The organism is Serratia sp. CY32780 (assembly GCF_052169135.1).
Lineage (GTDB): Bacteria > Pseudomonadota > Gammaproteobacteria > Enterobacterales > Enterobacteriaceae > Serratia > Serratia sarumanii.
On the sequence record NZ_JBJNLI010000001.1, the window covers coordinates 1873623 to 1889881 of the forward strand.

The following is a 16259-nucleotide window of genomic DNA, read 5'->3' on the forward strand; positions in this document are numbered from 1 at the left end:
CTTAGCTTTGAGTATCATTTTGTACCATTAACAACATCATGACAGAACTTTCATCGTGGCGCTAATGGTTTACGCCCGCCAGGCGGTTAATCCGGGGATCGGTAAAGATATCCAGCTCGTCACGGCTCTCGGAAGAGAACTCGGACACCACCGCCCCCCGCTTTCCAGCCTGAAACCAGTGCCGGGTATTGGGCGCGATGGTGTATTGCTCGCCCGGCCGCAAGAGGATATAGCGATTGCAGGTATACCAAGGCTCCGCGCCCTCTGGTACCCGGCATACCGGTTCGCCGCCGGCGTCATTAAGCGTCAGGTTTTCATCATCGACAAACAGAAACACCTCGCCCCAACGGCAGCGAAACGTCTCTTGCTTGCCCGGCGTGCCGGCGAAAGGAGGATGCAAATGTTCCGGGCAAGTCTGCTCTGGAAACAGCACCAACTCTTTCGCACAATAGCGAGGCGAGTTGACATAGGTCAGCAGTTGCAGCCCTGACACGGGATAGTCGGCCAGGCCAAATGTCGCAATTTCAATACGTTGCTGTTCTTCTTCGGTCAGAATAATGTCCGCCTTGCGCAAATATTCCAGCGTAGCGGCCATGGCGGTTTGTCGTTTGTTCATCATTTCCCCTGCAAAGTAACGGTATCGATATCAACACGCTGATATTAAAACCGTCATTGCATCGCCGATTTTGTGATCGTTATCCCCATATTGAATAACAACCCACCAGCAAAATTAACTCTCGTCGAGTAATTCCAACATCGATCACAGTTTACCCCCTCGCTTTGGCCCAATATCGCCGCATTGAAATGATACCGTTACCATAAAAATGATTCACCAGGAGGCAATATGAAAGCATTAGTGTTGGCCAAAGCGGGGGAAATCGCTATCGAGGACGTCCAGCTTGCCGAAACGCTGGGCCCCGATGATGTGCAGATAAAAATTCATTCCGTGGGCATCTGCGGCAGTGATGTGCACTATTACCAACATGGCCGCATTGGCCCGTTCGTGGTTAACGCCCCGATGGTGCTCGGCCATGAAGCCTCCGGCGTGGTGCTCGCGACAGGTAAAAACGTCACTCACCTCAGCATCGGCGATCGCGTTTGCATGGAGCCCGGCATTCCCGATCTCAACTCGGCGCAGACGCGCGCCGGCATTTACAACCTTGACCCGGCCGTTCGCTTTTGGGCGACGCCGCCGGTACACGGTTGCCTGCGCGAAACCGTCATCCACCCTGCCGCCTTCACGTTCAAATTGCCGGACAACGTCAGTTTCGCTGAAGGCGCCATGGTGGAACCCTTAGCCATCGGCATGCAAGCGGCCACCAAAGCCGGGATCAAACCCGGCGATATCGCGCTGGTGATCGGCGCCGGGCCGATCGGCGTGGTCACCGCCCTCGCGGCGCTGGCGGGCGGCTGCTCGGACGTCATTATTTGCGATCTGTTCGACGAAAAACTCGCCGTGGCGGCCAGTTACGAGGGGCTGCACGCCGTCAATATCAAAACCGGCGACCTGGCGGGGAAAGTGGCCGCGCTCACCAGCGGCAATGGCGCCGATGTCGTGTTTGAATGCAGCGGCGCAAAACCGGCTATCGCAACGCTGGCCGAACATGCGGCGCCAGGGGCGACCGCGGTGTTGGTCGGCATGCCGATCGATGCCGCGCCGCTGGATATCGTCGCCGCGCAGGCCAAGGAAATCACCTTCAAGACCATTTTCCGCTACGCCAACATGTACCCGCGCACGCTGCGGCTGTTGAGCAGCGGCAAGCTGCGCGTCCAGCCGTTGATAAGCCAAACCTACAAGTTCTCCGACAGCGTGGCGGCCTTCGAACGCGCGGCGGCGGGACATGCCTCAGACATCAAAATCATGCTGGAAATGGAGTGATCCTATGGCGCTCTATGCTGGCATAGACTGCGGTACGCAAGGCACGAAAGTCGTGATTGTCGACAGCACACAGGGCGTGATCCTCGGTGAGGGCAACGCCCCTCACCGTCTCATCAGCCAAGCCAATGGCCGGCGCGAACAGGAGGCCGACTGGTGGATTGAGGCGCTAGTCATCGCTTTTCGCCAAGCCGTGACTCACGCCGGCATTGATGCACGGGAGATTCACGCTCTGGGGGTCTCGGGCCAACAACATGGGTTTGTGCCGCTGGACGCAGACGGCAACGTGCTGCACAGCGTCAAGCTGTGGTGCGATACCGAAACCGCAGAAGAAAACGAACGGCTCCTGCAACAGCTCGGCGGAGCCAACGGCTCGCTGGAAACGCTTGGCCTGCGGATCGCCACCGGTTATACCGCGTCAAAAATCCTTTGGTTCAAGACGCACCATCCGGCGTTGTGGGCACAACTGCATACCGTGTTATTGCCCCATGACTACTTGAACTTCTGGCTGACCGGGGAGCGCGTAGCGGAATATGGCGACGCTTCCGGCACCGGGTTGTTCGATGTGCGCACCCGTCGCTGGAGCAAAACCGCCGTCGATCTCATCGACGACAGCGGCCGCCTGTGGCAAGCCCTGCCGCCGCTCAAAAGCGCGGAGTGCTGCATCGGCACAGTGCGCCCCGCCGCGGCGGAAAAACTCGGCCTCGGCCCGGCAGTGCGGGTCTCGACCGGCGGCGGCGACAACATGATGGCGGCCATCGGTTCCGGCAACATCGAGGCCGGCACCCTCACCCTGAGCCTGGGCACCTCCGGCACGCTGTTCGCCTGGTCCGGCGCCCCCGTCACGGCGGAATCGGACATGATTGCCGGCTTCTGCTCCAGCACCAACGGGTGGCTGCCATTGATTTGCACCATGAACGTCACCTCGGCCACCACCGCGGTACAAACGCTGCTGGACCAAGATCTTGCCGGCTTTAACGCTTTGCTGGCGCAGGCTTCGCCCGGCGCAGGCGGTGTCGAGATGCTGCCGTTCTTCAATGGCGAACGCGTTCCGCCATTGCCCCACGCGCGCGCCAGCCTGCATAACCTCGATAGCGACAACTTTACCCGCGCCAATCTCTGCCTGGCGGTGGTCGAAAGCGCCACGTATGGGTTGCGCTATGGCATCGAGCTATTTCGCCGTCAGGGCATCGAAGCGCGCGAAATCCGCCTCACCGGCGGCGGCGCCCGCAGCGCCGCCTGGCGACAAATCGTCGCGGACGTAATGGGATGCCCGGTGGTCTGTCTGAAAGCCAAAGAGACCGCGGCGCTGGGCGGCGCCATTCAGGCGATGTGGGCGACGATGTTGGCCGACGATCCGCGCCGGAACGCCGCCGCATTGCTGGCCGAACTGTGCCAACGCTTCGTTGCGCTGGATGAGGCCACGCGCACGCCGCCAAACGCCGGCAGGCAGGCGCAATACGAGACGCTTTATCAACGCTACCTGCAACGCTTGCAGCAGAACTACCCGGAGGTGCAACTGTGACGCGAGATCCCCATACGCCAGCGCCCGCCTACCTGCTGGAGGTCAGCGGCGTCAGGAAAGCCTTCGGCCCGGTCGTGGCGCTCAAGAATGCGGAGTTTTGCCTGCGGCGCGGATCCATCCATGCCCTGTGCGGCGGCAACGGCGCGGGTAAATCCACCTTTCTCAGCATTCTGATGGGCTTTATTCAACCCGATGGCGGCGACATTTTTATCAATGGCCAACGCTGCGAATTTCATCATCCGCGGGAAGCCCTCAATGCCGGCATCGCCATCGTGCAGCAGGAGCTGAGCGCGATCCCGGATCTGACGGTGGCCGAAAACATTTGGCTGGGCCGCGAGCCGAGACGCCTGGGGTTCGTCGATTTCGCAACGCTCAACAAGCGCACGACCAGCCTGCTCAAAGAACTCGATTTCAAGATCGACGCCCGAGAAAAAATGCGCAACCTGAGCGTCGCCGAACAGCAGCTGGTCGAGATCGCCAAGGCGCTGTCGCATGCCAATGCCGACATCATCATCATGGATGAACCCACCTCGGCGATTGGCGAAGAGGATGCGCAGAAAATCTTTCAGACGCTTCAGCAACTGGCGTCAAAAGGTAAAGGCATTATTTACGTCTCTCACCGTTTGTCAGAAATATTCCAAATCGCGGACAGCTACACCATTTTCCGCGACGGCGCCTATATCCATGAAGGCTATATCGCCGACATTACCCGTGAACAGCTGATCGAACACATTATTGGCGGCGAGTACGACAGCGAGTTCGCCAAATTCAATCAGCCCGGCGGACAGGTCTTGCTGGCGGTCAATAACCTGTGTTGGCGCAGCAAGATAAAAGATATCAGCCTGCAGCTGAAGCACGGTGAGATCCTGGGCATCTATGGGCTGGTGGGATCGGGCCGCAGTGAATTTCTCGACCTTATCTTCGGCATTCAGCATGCCGACAGCGGCACGATTCGCCTGGGCGACAAGACGCTGAACCGCCACTCTCCGCGCGAGGCCATCGACAGCGGTATTGCCTACGTGACGGAAGATCGCAAGGAAACCGGCCTGGTGCTGTGCCGTTCCGTCAGTGAAAACATCAATATCGCCTCTTTTGCCGCCATCAGCCGGATGGGGTTTGTCAGCGAGAAACGGGAGCAGGCGCGAACCCGCGACATGATCCAGCGCTTCAACGTTAAAACCCACGACGGCGAACAGCCGGTGGGCAACCTGAGCGGCGGCAACCAGCAAAAAGTGGTGCTGGGCCGTTGGGCGCTGCTGGATCCGGAGGTTTTGCTGCTCGACGAGCCGACGCGCGGTATCGACGTCGGGGCCAAGAAAGAGATCTATCGATTTATGTCGGAGTTCGCCTTGCAAAACAAAGGGATCATTATGGTTTCCTCCGAGCTTTCGGAAATTATCGGCATGAGCGATCGCATATTGGTGTTTCGTGACGGGCAGTTGGCCGGCGAGCTTTCGGCAGCCGATGCGACCCAGGCAGCACTGATGAAACTTGCGGTTTAACAGAGAGAGAAAAAAAATGAGCAGCGCCCACTCCTTATCACCAGGAATTTCATTTTTCACCCGCAATAAGCGCCGTATGCACAAATACGGCATTATCATCGCCTTTTTCGCCCTGTGCCTGATCGTGGCGCTGATTGGCGAATATCAGGTCGCTCAGGGGGCCTGGAGCAGCAACTATTTTCTCAGCAATGAAAACACCCTGATCGTCCTGCGCCAGGTCTCGATCAACGGCATTCTGGCGATCGGCATGACCTTCGTCATTATCACGGCAGGCGTCGATCTCTCCGTGGGCTCGGTGCTGGCGTTAAGCGGGATCGTCGCCGCCCGCTTCGCCACCAACAACAGCGGATTGGCTATCGGCGACACCGCGACCGCCGTCATGGCGCCGCTGATTGTGGCACTCGGTATCGGTATCGTCTGTGGCCTGGTAAACGGCACCGTGTTAGCCCGTTATCGGCTGCAGCCGTTTATCGTCACCATGGGCATGCTCTCCGCGGCGCGCGGTTTAACCATGCTGACCACCAACGGCAATCCGGTATCGCAATTGAACAGCGATTTCCGCTGGTTAGGCAATGGCTATGTCGGCGGCGTTCCGGTGCCCGTCATCATCTTCATCGTGCTGTTCGCCCTCGCCTGGCTCGTGCTGAATAAAACCCTCTTCGGGCGTTACATCTACGCCGTCGGCGGCAACCCGAAGAGCGCGCGCACCTCGGGGATTAACGTGACCCGCATCAAAATACTGGTGTATACGCTGTGCGGCGCGCTGGCCGGCATCGCCGGCCTGATCCTCACGGCGCGCACCGGTTCGGCGCAGACCAATGCCGGCGCAGGGTATGAGTTGGACGCCATCGCGGCGGTGGTGATCGGCGGCACCAGCATGGCCGGCGGCGTCGGTACGCTGGTCGGCACCTTCTTCGGCGTGCTGATTATCGGGGTGATGAATAACGGCCTCGATCTGCTCGGCGTGCAGTCGTATTACCAACAAATTATCAAAGGCGCATTGATTGTCCTTGCCGTCTTGCTCGACCCCTCGCGTAAGCAACAGCGCGATTAATAACACCAGACCCAACTCTACCAGGAGAAAACCATGAATAAGACCAAGATAGCGTTGTTTGCCTCTGCCCTGATGCTGGGCAGCCTGTCGGCAGCCCAGGCCGCCCCGGTTAAAATAGCGGTATTGATGTACGGCAACAAAGCCGAGTTCGTGCAATTGATGGAAAGGTTCGGGAAGGAACACCCGGCGGTGAAAAGCGGCGAAGCCGTGCTGACCTTCTACGATGGGCGTTATGATGCATCGGTGCAAAACGATCAGGCCGCCACCGCTATCCAGACGCGCGCCGATGCCATTATCGTCAACCCTATGGATTTTGAGGCCAATATCGATATCGTCACCAATGCCAACGAGGCCAAAATCCCGGTGGTGGTCACCAATGCGCGCCTGAACACGGACGCGATGACGTCTGAAGTGGTGTCTAACGACGAGTTGGGGGGATATCTGGAAGCCAAAGCCGTACTGGACAAACTCGACTGCAAGAACCATAAGGTGAACGTGGTGATTATCGAAGGCCCGAAAGGCGGCAGCGGTGAGATCCAGCGCGGCAAGGGCAATGATAAAGCGATAGCCGAGTGCGGCGCCGGCCAGGTCACCGTGCTTGAACGCAAAACGGCCAACTGGTCACGCGCGGAAGCGCAGCCGCTGATGGAAAACTGGCTGCAGAAACATCGGGGCAAAATCAACGGCGTGATTGGCCAAAACGACGAGATGGCGCTGGGCGCTATCGAGGCGATTAAAGGCGCCGGCCTGAATGTGAAGGACTTCGCGATTGCCGGCGTTGACGGCGTTTCCGACGCGATTCATGCGGTGCAGGCCGGTGAAATGGTCTCTATCCTGCAAGATGCCAAAGGCCAGATGCAGGGGTCCATCGACGTCGCGCTGCGCGCCGTGAAAGGTGAAAGCTATCAGCCACAGTCGGATATCTGGAAACAGTACGCCAAGGATCTGAAATGGGAAGGCGGCACGCAGAAGCATTATTACATTCCGTGGACCGTCGTCACCGCAGAGAACGCCCAATCGCTGTTGGACGCCCGTAAATAATCCCCCCGCCCCCTGCCTCCAGGGGGCACCGCTTGGGCGCTTGCCTACAAACAAAAAAAAGCCAGCACGGAGTGGCTGGCTTAAAAGTTCTTCGAGGGAATATCTTGTTCGATAACCATACGCCCTTCACTGCGGGCTTTACTAGCTATCAGTGCGATAGGCATCCTCAGTTAAAATCAACGCCTGCATATCGGTGAACATCGTTTCCCATTCCGCCTGGTCGATATCCATCAAACCAAAATAACGCAGCATAAAGGCGCCTTCTGTGGCGAGAAACGCCAGGCGCGCGCGCTTGCCCTCTTCGGTGGTCAAATCGAGCCCGGCGATGCGGCTGCGATACCATTCGCGCGTGCTCGCCAGATGCTCCGGCGTTTGAATCAGCGTCGCCATCAGCCCGGCGGCCTTGGCGCTGGCGGTCTGATCCGAACTGTGGGTGGCCAGCATATGCGCCCGCACAGCGGTCTGCGGTGAAGGATCGTCGCCGGCGATAGCCGTGAACAGCGTTTCATAGGCACTGCCCCAGCGATCGAACATGGCATCAATCAGGGCGTCTTTGCTGCCAAAGCAATACTGCACCCCGCCCTTGGAGATCCCCATCGCTTTGGCGACGGCGTCGATGGTCAAGCCGGCGGCGCCCTGGGTGGCGACGATTTCTTCGGCGATGTCCAAAACCTTGTCGCGATCGATGCTGCGTTGACGTCCCATTAAGAAACCCTTCTTTTCAATACGAACGTATGGATATATATTATCACCAGTATACCACCCGGCATCGCCGGTGGGTTATCCGAATGGCGGCGCCTCCGCGCGGCCCACTTTAACTGGATTATGACTTATGTACGCCAAGAACCGCTGGTTGATCCTGACAATGGTCGCCAGCGCCCTGTTCCTGATCGTCATCGATATGACGGTGTTATATACCGCCCTGCCGCGCTTAACCCAGGCGCTGGACGCCAGCGCCTCGCAAAAACTCTGGATCGTCAACGCCTATCCGCTGGTGGTGGCCGGCCTGTTGCCCGGCGCCGGCATGCTGAGCGATCGCATCGGCCATAAACGGCTGTTTCTCGCCGGACTGCCGGTGTTTGCCGTCGCGTCACTGTGCGCCGCGTTCTCGCCCACCGCCGAGTGGCTGATCGCCGCCCGGGTGTTCCTCGCCGTTGGCGCGGCGATGATGATGCCCGCCACGCTGTCCATCGTGCGCCACGTCTTTACCGACGAACGCGAACGCGCGCTGGCGATCGGCATCTGGGCCTCGGTGGCCTCCGGCGGCGCGGCCATCGGCCCGGTGGTCGGCGGCCTGCTGCTGGAGTATTTCTGGTGGGGTTCGGTGTTCCTGATCAATGTGCCGGTCGTGCTGCTGGTCTGGCCGCTGGCGTGGAAACTGATCCCGCGCTGCGGTGGCGATAACCCGCGCCCTTCGGACATCGTCGGCTCGGTGCAGATCATGATTGGTCTGGTCGGCGCTATCTATGCGCTGAAGGAGCTGAGCAAGCCGACGCCTGATGTGAGTGCCTTGCTTGTGGCAGTCCTGATCGGCGTGTTGTTCCTGGCCCTGTTCGTGCGTCGTCAGCAGCGCAGCGCCCACCCGATGATCGATTTCTCTCTGTTCCGCAACCGGCTGTTCGCCGGCGGCATCGGCGTGGCGCTGTTGTCGATGGTAGCGCTGATCGGCATCGAACTGGTGCTCAGCCAACGCCTACAGCTGGTGCTCGGCCTCAGCCCGCTGCAGGCGGCGCTGTTTATTTTGCCGATCCCGCTGGCCTCGGCGCTGGCGGGGCCCGTAGCCGGCCTGCTGTTGCCGCGCTACGGCGAACGCAGCATCATCCTCGGCGGTTTTGTCCTGACCACTCTCGGCATCGCCGGTCTTGCCGCGTCATACCAGAGCGGCATGGCATTGCAATTGGTCAGCCTGGCGCTGGTGGGCTTTGGCCTCGGCGGCGTGATCACCGCCGCTTCCACCGCCATCATGCTGAACGCGCCGGAGGAAAAATCCGGCATGGCGGCGTCGATCGAGGACGTCTCCTACGAACTGGGCGGCGTGCTGGGCGTGACGCTGCTCGGCGGGTTGATGACGGCGGTTTACAGCCATAGCCTGGCGCTGCCGGCGGAGCTGCCGGTCAACCCGCTGGCATACGACAGCATCGACGAAGCCCTGCGCCTGGCGGCCGGGATGGCGGCCGATCGCGCGCAGCAGCTGACGCAGCTGGCGCGTCTGGCCTTTGATCGCGCGTTTATTACGGTACTGATCGCCGCCGCGCTGTTAATGGCGCTGGGCGCCGGGGCGGTAAAACTGGCGCTGCGCAAGTAACCGATAAAAGCGGCTTTTTTCGCCGGCGGAACCTGCGTAAACTGATTCGGCAATTTGCTCGACGGATTTGTCGTCATCGGTTTGAACGATGGCAATAATGCCTGTTATCGTGTTTAACCCTGCGATAAATCCGGTTACTGTATCCCCTATGGAAATTGATTCTGTCTACTATCGGAACAGATAATCAGGAGAAGATTATTATGGCAACGGCAAAGAAAGCAGCGAAAACCCATATCGGCCTCGACAGTAAACAATCGGCAAAACTCGCCGAAGCGCTGAACGCGCTGTTGGCGAACTATCAGGTGCTGTATATGAACGTGCGCGGCTATCATTGGAACATTACCGGCCCGCAGTTCTTTGAACTGCACGCGAAGTTCGAAGAGACATATAACGATCTGCTGACCAAGGTGGACGAGCTGGCGGAACGTATTCTGACGCTGGGCTCGCAGCCGCGTCACGCTTTCAGCGACTATCTGAAAACCGCCGACATCAAGGAACACACCAACGTGACCGATGATAAGGGCACGCTGCGCGGCCTGTTGGAAGGGTATTCAATCTTGCTGCAACAGCAGCGTGAACTGCTGACGGTGGCGGCGGACGCCGGTGACGAAGGCACCGCGTCGCTGATGAGCGATTACATCAAAGAGCAGGAAAAACAGGTCTGGATGCTCAACGCCTATCTGGGCAAATAACCCTGGCGCCATAACAAAACAGTCCCTTACGGGACTGTTTTCGTTTTACCACTCGCAGGATACCGCAAACAGCAGCGCGCGCCGATGCTGATCGTCCAGGCGGCGCCGCACCCGGATGATATGGCGATTGCTGCACGACTGGCGCTCCAGCCAGCGATGCCGGCGGCGTTGGCTCTGCCGCAACATGCGCCAGCGGCCCACTTCATTTCTACTGCGTCTCATAATTCCGTCACTCGTTCGTCTAATGCCAACCGCGGGCATTATAGCCCTTTCCGCCCGTGATCCAAGCCGCCGTTATCGGCGGCACAGCGGACGCCGCGCGGGCAAAAGCCGCCCTTTCATTTTCAGCAAGTGCCTTAACTTCATCATATTTATGTAACATAAGCGCCGATAAAAGGTTTCGCCTTGCCCGATCTGTGCGTACACTCATCATTGGTGGTTTGCGAACGGGATTTTTCGCCTTTATGACAACATTTTATACCGTAATCAGTTGGCTCATGGTGTTCGGCTACTGGCTGCTGATCGCCGGCGTGACGATGCGCATTTTAATGAAACGCCGTGCGGTTCCCTCTGCCATGGCCTGGCTGCTGGTTATCTACATTCTGCCGCTGTTCGGCATCGTGGCCTATTTATCGTTCGGCGAGCTGCATCTAGGCAAACGCCGGGCCGAGCGCGCCAAGGCCATGTGGCCGTCGACCGCCCGTTGGTTGAAGGAGCTGAAAGAGAGCCGCCGCATCTTCGCCACCGAATACAGCGAAGTCGCCGAACCGCTGTTCCAGCTGTGCAACCGCCGCCAGGGCATCGACGGCGTCAAGGGCAACCAGCTGCAGCTGCTCACCACCACCGACGACACGCTGAAAGCGCTGATCCGCGACATCGAGCTGGCGCGCCACAACATCGAAATGGTGTTCTATATCTGGCAGCCCGGCGGCCTGGTCGATCAGGTGGCCGAATCGCTGATGGCCGCCGCGCGGCGCGGCGTACACTGCCGCCTGATGCTCGACTCCGCCGGCAGCCTGCAATTTTTCCGCAGCCCCTACCCGGCGATGATGCGCAATGCCGGCATCGAAGTGGTGGAAGCGCTGAAGGTCAACCTGCTGCGCGTGTTCCTGCGCCGCATGGATCTGCGTCAGCACCGCAAAGTGGTGCTGATCGACAACTACATCGCCTATACCGGCAGCATGAACATGGTCGATCCGCGCTACTTCAAGCAGGATGCGGGCGTCGGCCAGTGGATCGACCTGATGGCGCGCATGGAAGGCCCGGTGGCCACCACCATGGGCATCGTCTATGCCTGCGACTGGGAGATTGAAACCGGCAAGCGCATTCTGCCGCCGCCGCCGGACGTCAACATCATGCCGTTCGAGCAGGAGAGCGGCCACACCATTCAGGTGATCGCCTCCGGCCCCGGCTTCCCCGAGGAGATGATCCACCAGGCGCTGCTGACCGCGGTCTATTCCGCGCGCGAGCAGCTGATCATGACCACGCCGTACTTCGTGCCGAGCGACGATCTGCTGCACGCCATCTGCACCGCCGCCCTGCGCGGCGTCGAGGTCAGCATCATCGTGCCGCGCGACAACGATTCGATGATGGTGCGCTGGGCCAGCCGCGCGTTCTTCTCCGAGCTGCTGGAGGCCGGCGTCAGGATCTATCAGTTCGAAGGCGGCCTGCTGCATACCAAGAGCGTGCTGGTGGACGGGCAACTCAGCCTGGTCGGCACCGTCAATCTGGATATGCGCAGCCTGTGGCTGAATTTCGAGATCACGCTGGTGATCGATGATGACGGCTTCGGCAGCGATTTGGCCTGCGTGCAGGAAGATTACATCGCCCGTTCCAAACTGCTGAACGCCAAAGAGTGGCTGAAGCGGCCGTTCTGGCATCGCCTGGTCGAGCGCCTGTTCTACTTTTTCAGCCCGCTGCTGTAAAAGCCGCGACGAGCGTGCTTTAATAGCGCCAAATCATTTGTTATCAGGATTTTTTTATGGATTTGAATAACCGCCTTACCGAAGACGAAACGCTGGAACAGGCCTACGACATCTTCCTCGAATTGGCCGGCGACAATCTGGATCCGGCGGATATTCTGCTGTTCAACCTGCAGTTTGAAGAGCGCGGCGGCGCCGAACTGTACGACCCCTCCGAAGACTGGAGCGAGCACGTGGATTACGATCTGAACCCGGACTTCTTCGCCGAGGTGGTGATCGGTCTGGCGGACAGCGACGGCGAGCCGATCAACGACGTGTTCGCCCGCGTGCTAATCTGCCGCGAGAAAGACCACAAGCTGTGCCACATTCTGTGGAAAGAGTGATTCGCCGATAGCATATCGGATAAAAAAAAGCCCCGCTCATTCAGCGGGGCTTTTTGTTGCCGGCTAGCGGCGCATTACAGCGGATCGACCTTCAGGCACGAAACCGCATGGCGGAAACTGCCCTCCAGCAGCGGGCGCGTCTTGGCGCACTCCGGCCCGGCGATCGGGCAGCGGGTGCGGAACACGCAGCCGGTCGGCGGGTTGATCGGCGAAGGCAGCTCCCCTTCCAGCAGTTGGATCTGCTTTTCCTTCTCCTTGTCCGGATCCGGGATCGGCACCGCCGACATCAGCGCTTTGGTGTAAGGGTGCTGCGGATTGTGGTACACCTCGTCATAAGTGCCCAGCTCCACCGCATGGCCCAGATACATCACCAGCACGCGATCGGAAATGTGCTTCACCACCGCCAAGTCGTGGGCGATAAAGATCAGTGACAGCCCCATCTCGCGCTGCAGCTGCTGCAGCAGGTTCACCACCTGTGCCTGAATCGACACGTCCAGCGCGGAGACCGGCTCGTCGCAGATCACCAGCTTCGGCTCGAGGATCAGCGCGCGCGCGATGCCGATACGCTGGCACTGGCCGCCGGAAAACTCGTGCGGGTAGCGGTTGATCAGGTTAGGCAGCAGGCCGACCTTCAGCATCATCGCCTTGACCTTGTCCTTCACTTCCTGACGCGGCATTTTCGGGTAGTAGGTGCGCAGCGGCTCGGCGATGATCTCGCCGATGGTCATGCGCGGGTTGAGCGAAGCCAGCGGATCCTGGAAGATCATCTGGATATCGCTGCGGGTTTTGCGCCAGTCGGCGTCGCTCATGCCCAGCAGATCTTTGCCCAGCCAGGCGACGCGCCCGCTGGTGGCTTTCACCAGGCCGATGATGGCGCGCGCGAAGGTGGACTTGCCGCAGCCGGACTCGCCGACCACGCCCAGGGTTTCCCCCTCGAACAGCCGCAGCGTGACGCCATCGACCGCTTTCAGGGTTTTCGGCGGCTGCCAGAACCACTGTTTGTCGTCATGAATGTCGAAGTGCACTTTCAAATCGGCCACTTCGAGCAGCACTTTCTTGTCGGTTACCGCTGTCATACCAACGCCTCCACCGGTTTAAAGCAGGCGCGCAGGCGCCCTTCCCCAAATTGCTCCAACGGCGGAGCGCTCGCGCACTGCTCCATGGCGTACGGGCAGCGCGGCTGGAACGGGCAGCCTTTCGGCAACCGCAGCAGGTTCGGCGGGTTGCCGGGAATGGTCAGCAACGCTTCGCCTTCGGCGTCGAGGCGCGGCACCGCGTTCAACAGGCCGATGGAGTACGGATGGCTCGGCTGGTAGAACACCTCGCGCGCGCTGCCGTATTCCATGGTGCGGCCGGCGTACATCACCAGCACCTTGTTGCAGATGCCGGCCACCACGCCCAGGTCGTGGGTGATCATGATGATCGCGGTGTTGAATTCGCGCTTCAGCTCGTTGAGCAGCGTCATGATCTGCGCCTGAACGGTCACGTCCAGCGCGGTGGTCGGTTCGTCGGCGATCAGCAGCTTCGGCCGGCACAGCAGCGCCATGGCGATCATCACGCGCTGGCGCATGCCGCCGGAAAACTCGTGCGGATACATGCGCATGCGCTTGCGCGCTTCCGGCATTTTCACCGCGTCGAGCATGCGTACCGACTCTTCGAAGGCTTCGCTTTTGCTCATTTTCTTATGCAGCATCAGCACTTCCATCAGCTGTTCGCCAACGCGCATATAAGGGTTGAGCGAGGTCATCGGGTCCTGGAAGATCATCGAGATCTCTTCGGCCCGCAGCTTGTTGAGCTGATTTTCCGGCAGGTTGAGAATTTCGCGGCCGTTGAATTTGGCCGAACCGCCGATGCGGCCATTGCTGGCCAGCAACCCCATCAGGGCGAACGCGGTCTGCGATTTGCCGGAACCGGATTCACCGACGATGCCCAGCGTTTCGCCGGCGCGCAGGTCGAAATTCAGATCGTTCACCGCCGTCACGTCGCCGTCCGGGGTGGAGAACGTGACGCGCAGGTCTTTCACGTCCAGCAGCGGCGACGTTTTGACCCCGGCGCCGGTTTGCAGTTGAGGATGTTCAATGGTGCTCATGATTGCACTCCTTAACGATCTTTCGGGTCGAGGGCGTCACGCAGGCCATCGCCGATAAAGTTGAAACAGAACAGAGTGACAACCAGGAAACCCGCCGGGAACAGCAGCAACCACGGTGAAACTTCCATTGAGTTGGCGCCGTCGCTGAGCAATGCGCCCCAGCTGCTGAGCGGCTCCTGCGTGCCCAGCCCCAGGAAGCTGAGGAAGGATTCGAACAGGATCATGCTCGGCACCAGCAGCGAGGCATACACCACCACCACGCCGAGCACGTTCGGCACGATATGCCGCAGCACGATATTGCGCGTGGAGACGCCGCACACCAGCGCCGCTTCGATGAACTCCTTGCGCTTCAGGCCGAGGGTTTGGCCGCGCACGATACGCGCCATATCCAGCCACGACACCATGCCGATCGCCACGAAGATAAGCAGGATGTTCTGGCCGAAAAAGGTCACCAGCAGGATCACGAAGAACATGAACGGGAAGGAGTTGAGGATCTCCAGCAGGCGCATCATCACCGAGTCGACCTTGCCGCCCAGATAGCCGGACATCGCGCCGTACAGGGTGCCGACGATCACTGCCACCAGCGCCGCCGCCACGCCGACCATCAGCGAGATGCGCCCGCCGATCGCCACGCGCACCAGCAGATCGCGCCCGGAGGAGTCGGTGCCGAAATAGTGCCCCGATTCCACGCTTGGCGCGGCGGACATCATCGCCCAATCGGTATCGTCGTAGGCAAATTGCGACAGCATCGGCGCCAGCACCACAAACAGCGTGATCAACACCAGAATGAACAGGCTGCTGACCGCCGCGCGGTTGTGCATAAAGCGCCGGCGCGCGTCTTGCCACAGGCTGCGTCCTTCCACTTCCAGCTTCTCGCTGAAGTGTTCCAGAGCTTCGCTGTTCTTTTTAGTCAACATCATTCGCGTGCTCCAGATTAATAACGGATTTTCGGATCGATGACCGCATACAGCACATCGACGATCGCGTTGAACAGAATGGTCAGTGCGCCCACCAGAATGGTCAGGCTCAATACCAGGGAGTAGTCGCGGTTCAGCGCGCCGTTAACGAACAGCTGGCCGATCCCCGGCAGACCGTAGATGGTTTCGATCACCATCGAACCGGTGATGATGCCGACGAACGCCGGCCCCATGTAGGACAGCACCGGCAGCAGCGCCGGCTTCAGCGCGTGGCGGAAAATGATGCGACGCATCGGCAAGCCTTTGGCGCGCGCGGTGCGGATGAAGTTGGAGTGCAGCACTTCAATCATCGAGCCGCGCGTGATACGGGCGATGCTGGCGATATAGGCAAGCGACAGCGCCACCATCGGCAGGATGATGAATTTAGGCGCGCCGCCGTTCCAGCCGCCGCCCGGCAGCCATTTCAGCGTGATGGCGAAGATCAGCACCAGCAGCGGCGCCACCACGAAACTGGGTATCACCACCCCGGTCATGGCGAACCCCATCACCGTGTAGTCCCATTTGGTGTTCTGATTCAGCGCGGCAATCACGCCTGCGCTCACCCCCAGCACCACCGCCAGCAGAAACGCGGCCAGGCCGAGTTTGGCGGACACCGGGAAAGAGCCGGCGACCAGATCGTTGACCGAATAGTCCTTGTATTTAAAGGACGGGCCGAAGTCTCCCTGCGCAAGCTGCGCCAGATAATGACCGTACTGTTTCCAGATCGGGTCGTTCAAATGATATTTGGCCTCGATATTCGCCATAACTTCTGGCGGCAATGCGCGCTCACCGGTAAATGGACTGCCGGGCGCCAGGCGCATCATGAAGAATGAGATGGTGATAAGGATAAATAGTGTCGGGATCGCTTCCAGCAAGCGACGAAGTATAAATTTAAGCATTGCCCTAACCCTGTG

At 59.7% G+C, this 16259-nt stretch carries 16 protein-coding genes; 9 read left to right on the top strand and 7 right to left on the bottom strand.

Annotation, left to right across the window (positions count from 1 at the left end):
• Positions 1-61: 61 nt before the first annotated feature.
• A complete protein-coding gene (locus ACJ8HH_RS09015) occupies positions 62-616 on the bottom strand; it encodes a D-lyxose/D-mannose family sugar isomerase (protein ID WP_033648124.1) in 555 nt (184 codons plus the stop codon).
• A 228-nt stretch (positions 617-844) separates the two neighbouring features.
• On the opposite strand from ACJ8HH_RS09015, the gene ACJ8HH_RS09020 reads away from it, so the two are divergent.
• The 5 genes from ACJ8HH_RS09020 (at position 845) to ACJ8HH_RS09040 (ending at position 6998) form a co-directional block, all read left to right on the top strand.
• Positions 845-1879, top strand: a complete 1035-nt coding sequence (locus ACJ8HH_RS09020) for an NAD(P)-dependent alcohol dehydrogenase (protein ID WP_033634775.1) — start codon at positions 845-847, stop codon at positions 1877-1879.
• A 4-nt stretch (positions 1880-1883) separates the two neighbouring features.
• Entirely contained in the window at positions 1884-3401 is a 1518-nt protein-coding gene (xylB, locus tag ACJ8HH_RS09025) for a xylulokinase (protein WP_033647593.1), read from the top strand.
• Positions 3398-4903, top strand: a complete 1506-nt coding sequence (locus ACJ8HH_RS09030; RefSeq protein WP_048321657.1) for a sugar ABC transporter ATP-binding protein — start codon at positions 3398-3400, stop codon at positions 4901-4903. Before xylB ends, ACJ8HH_RS09030 begins: the two co-directional genes overlap by 4 nt.
• Before the next feature lie 76 nt (positions 4904-4979).
• Positions 4980-5957, top strand: coding sequence for an ABC transporter permease (locus tag ACJ8HH_RS09035; RefSeq protein ID WP_016927501.1), 978 nt, complete (start codon positions 4980-4982; stop codon positions 5955-5957).
• A gap of 33 nt (positions 5958-5990) precedes the next feature.
• A complete protein-coding gene (locus tag ACJ8HH_RS09040; RefSeq protein ID WP_033634778.1) occupies positions 5991-6998 on the top strand; it encodes a substrate-binding domain-containing protein in 1008 nt (335 codons plus the stop codon).
• Between the two features lie 141 nt (positions 6999-7139).
• Here the strand turns inward: ACJ8HH_RS09040 and ACJ8HH_RS09045 are convergent, their stop codons facing one another.
• Complete coding sequence (locus tag ACJ8HH_RS09045) at positions 7140-7703, bottom strand: TetR/AcrR family transcriptional regulator (RefSeq protein ID WP_039565828.1); 564 nt, start codon at positions 7701-7703, stop codon at positions 7140-7142.
• Between the two features lie 127 nt (positions 7704-7830).
• Here ACJ8HH_RS09045 and smfY point away from each other — a divergent pair, with 127 nt between their 5' ends.
• Both smfY and ACJ8HH_RS09055 read left to right on the top strand, forming a co-directional pair.
• On the top strand, positions 7831-9303 hold the full coding sequence (smfY, locus tag ACJ8HH_RS09050) for a multidrug efflux MFS transporter SmfY (protein WP_048321658.1): 1473 nt from the start codon (positions 7831-7833) through the stop codon (positions 9301-9303).
• A 200-nt stretch (positions 9304-9503) separates the two neighbouring features.
• A complete protein-coding gene (locus ACJ8HH_RS09055) occupies positions 9504-9995 on the top strand; it encodes a Dps family protein (RefSeq protein ID WP_004932132.1) in 492 nt (163 codons plus the stop codon).
• A 45-nt stretch (positions 9996-10040) separates the two neighbouring features.
• Here ACJ8HH_RS09055 and ACJ8HH_RS09060 read toward each other — a convergent pair whose 3' ends face one another.
• A complete protein-coding gene (locus ACJ8HH_RS09060) occupies positions 10041-10217 on the bottom strand; it encodes a YciY family protein (RefSeq protein ID WP_025159792.1) in 177 nt (58 codons plus the stop codon).
• A 242-nt stretch (positions 10218-10459) separates the two neighbouring features.
• On the opposite strand from ACJ8HH_RS09060, the gene cls reads away from it, so the two are divergent.
• Positions 10460-11920, top strand: a complete 1461-nt coding sequence (gene cls / locus ACJ8HH_RS09065; RefSeq protein WP_033634781.1) for a cardiolipin synthase — start codon at positions 10460-10462, stop codon at positions 11918-11920.
• Positions 11921-11976: 56 nt separating this feature from the next.
• Positions 11977-12300 carry an HI1450 family dsDNA-mimic protein gene (locus ACJ8HH_RS09070; RefSeq protein WP_004932139.1) on the top strand — a complete coding sequence of 108 codons (324 nt, stop codon included), beginning with the start codon at positions 11977-11979 and terminating at the stop codon, positions 12298-12300.
• Between the two features lie 74 nt (positions 12301-12374).
• Here ACJ8HH_RS09070 and oppF read toward each other — a convergent pair whose 3' ends face one another.
• Genes oppF through oppB form a run of 4 tightly spaced genes read right to left on the bottom strand, consistent with a single transcriptional unit; the run spans position 12375 to position 16244 of the window.
• The gene (oppF, locus tag ACJ8HH_RS09075; RefSeq protein ID WP_025303071.1) at positions 12375-13376 is read right to left on the bottom strand and encodes a murein tripeptide/oligopeptide ABC transporter ATP binding protein OppF; all 1002 of its coding nucleotides are present in this window, start codon (positions 13374-13376) and stop codon (positions 12375-12377) included.
• Positions 13373-14389 (bottom strand): ABC transporter ATP-binding protein, encoded by a 1017-nt coding sequence (locus tag ACJ8HH_RS09080; RefSeq protein ID WP_033634782.1) that lies wholly within the window; start codon positions 14387-14389, stop codon positions 13373-13375. The genes oppF and ACJ8HH_RS09080 overlap by 4 nt, the downstream gene beginning before the upstream one ends.
• 11 nt (positions 14390-14400) lie before the next feature.
• The gene (oppC, locus tag ACJ8HH_RS09085; protein WP_033634783.1) at positions 14401-15309 is read right to left on the bottom strand and encodes an oligopeptide ABC transporter permease OppC; all 909 of its coding nucleotides are present in this window, start codon (positions 15307-15309) and stop codon (positions 14401-14403) included.
• 14 nt (positions 15310-15323) lie between these two features.
• A complete protein-coding gene (oppB, locus tag ACJ8HH_RS09090) occupies positions 15324-16244 on the bottom strand; it encodes an oligopeptide ABC transporter permease OppB (protein ID WP_033654356.1) in 921 nt (306 codons plus the stop codon).
• Positions 16245-16259: the final 15 nt, after the last annotated feature.

Excerpts from the sequence above, each read along its gene's own strand:
- cls (WP_033634781.1), top strand. The coding sequence starts at position 10,460 with ATGACAACATTTTATACCGTAATCAGTTGGCTCATGGTGTTCGGCTAC.
- ACJ8HH_RS09040 (WP_033634778.1), top strand. The coding sequence starts at position 5,991 with ATGAATAAGACCAAGATAGCGTTGTTTGCCTCTGCCCTGATGCTGGGC.
- ACJ8HH_RS09070 (WP_004932139.1), top strand. The coding sequence starts at position 11,977 with ATGGATTTGAATAACCGCCTTACCGAAGACGAAACGCTGGAACAGGCC.
- oppC (WP_033634783.1), bottom strand. The coding sequence starts at position 15,309 with ATGATGTTGACTAAAAAGAACAGCGAAGCTCTGGAACACTTCAGCGAG.
- ACJ8HH_RS09055 (WP_004932132.1), top strand. The coding sequence starts at position 9,504 with ATGGCAACGGCAAAGAAAGCAGCGAAAACCCATATCGGCCTCGACAGT.
- ACJ8HH_RS09035 (WP_016927501.1), top strand. The coding sequence starts at position 4,980 with ATGCACAAATACGGCATTATCATCGCCTTTTTCGCCCTGTGCCTGATC.
- ACJ8HH_RS09080 (WP_033634782.1), bottom strand. The coding sequence starts at position 14,389 with ATGAGCACCATTGAACATCCTCAACTGCAAACCGGCGCCGGGGTCAAA.
- smfY (WP_048321658.1), top strand. The coding sequence starts at position 7,831 with ATGTACGCCAAGAACCGCTGGTTGATCCTGACAATGGTCGCCAGCGCC.
- xylB (WP_033647593.1), top strand. The coding sequence starts at position 1,884 with ATGGCGCTCTATGCTGGCATAGACTGCGGTACGCAAGGCACGAAAGTC.
- ACJ8HH_RS09060 (WP_025159792.1), bottom strand. The coding sequence starts at position 10,217 with ATGAGACGCAGTAGAAATGAAGTGGGCCGCTGGCGCATGTTGCGGCAG.
- ACJ8HH_RS09020 (WP_033634775.1), top strand. The coding sequence starts at position 845 with ATGAAAGCATTAGTGTTGGCCAAAGCGGGGGAAATCGCTATCGAGGAC.
- oppF (WP_025303071.1), bottom strand. The coding sequence starts at position 13,376 with ATGACAGCGGTAACCGACAAGAAAGTGCTGCTCGAAGTGGCCGATTTG.
- ACJ8HH_RS09045 (WP_039565828.1), bottom strand. The coding sequence starts at position 7,703 with ATGGGACGTCAACGCAGCATCGATCGCGACAAGGTTTTGGACATCGCC.
- ACJ8HH_RS09015 (WP_033648124.1), bottom strand. The coding sequence starts at position 616 with ATGAACAAACGACAAACCGCCATGGCCGCTACGCTGGAATATTTGCGC.
- oppB (WP_033654356.1), bottom strand. The coding sequence starts at position 16,244 with ATGCTTAAATTTATACTTCGTCGCTTGCTGGAAGCGATCCCGACACTA.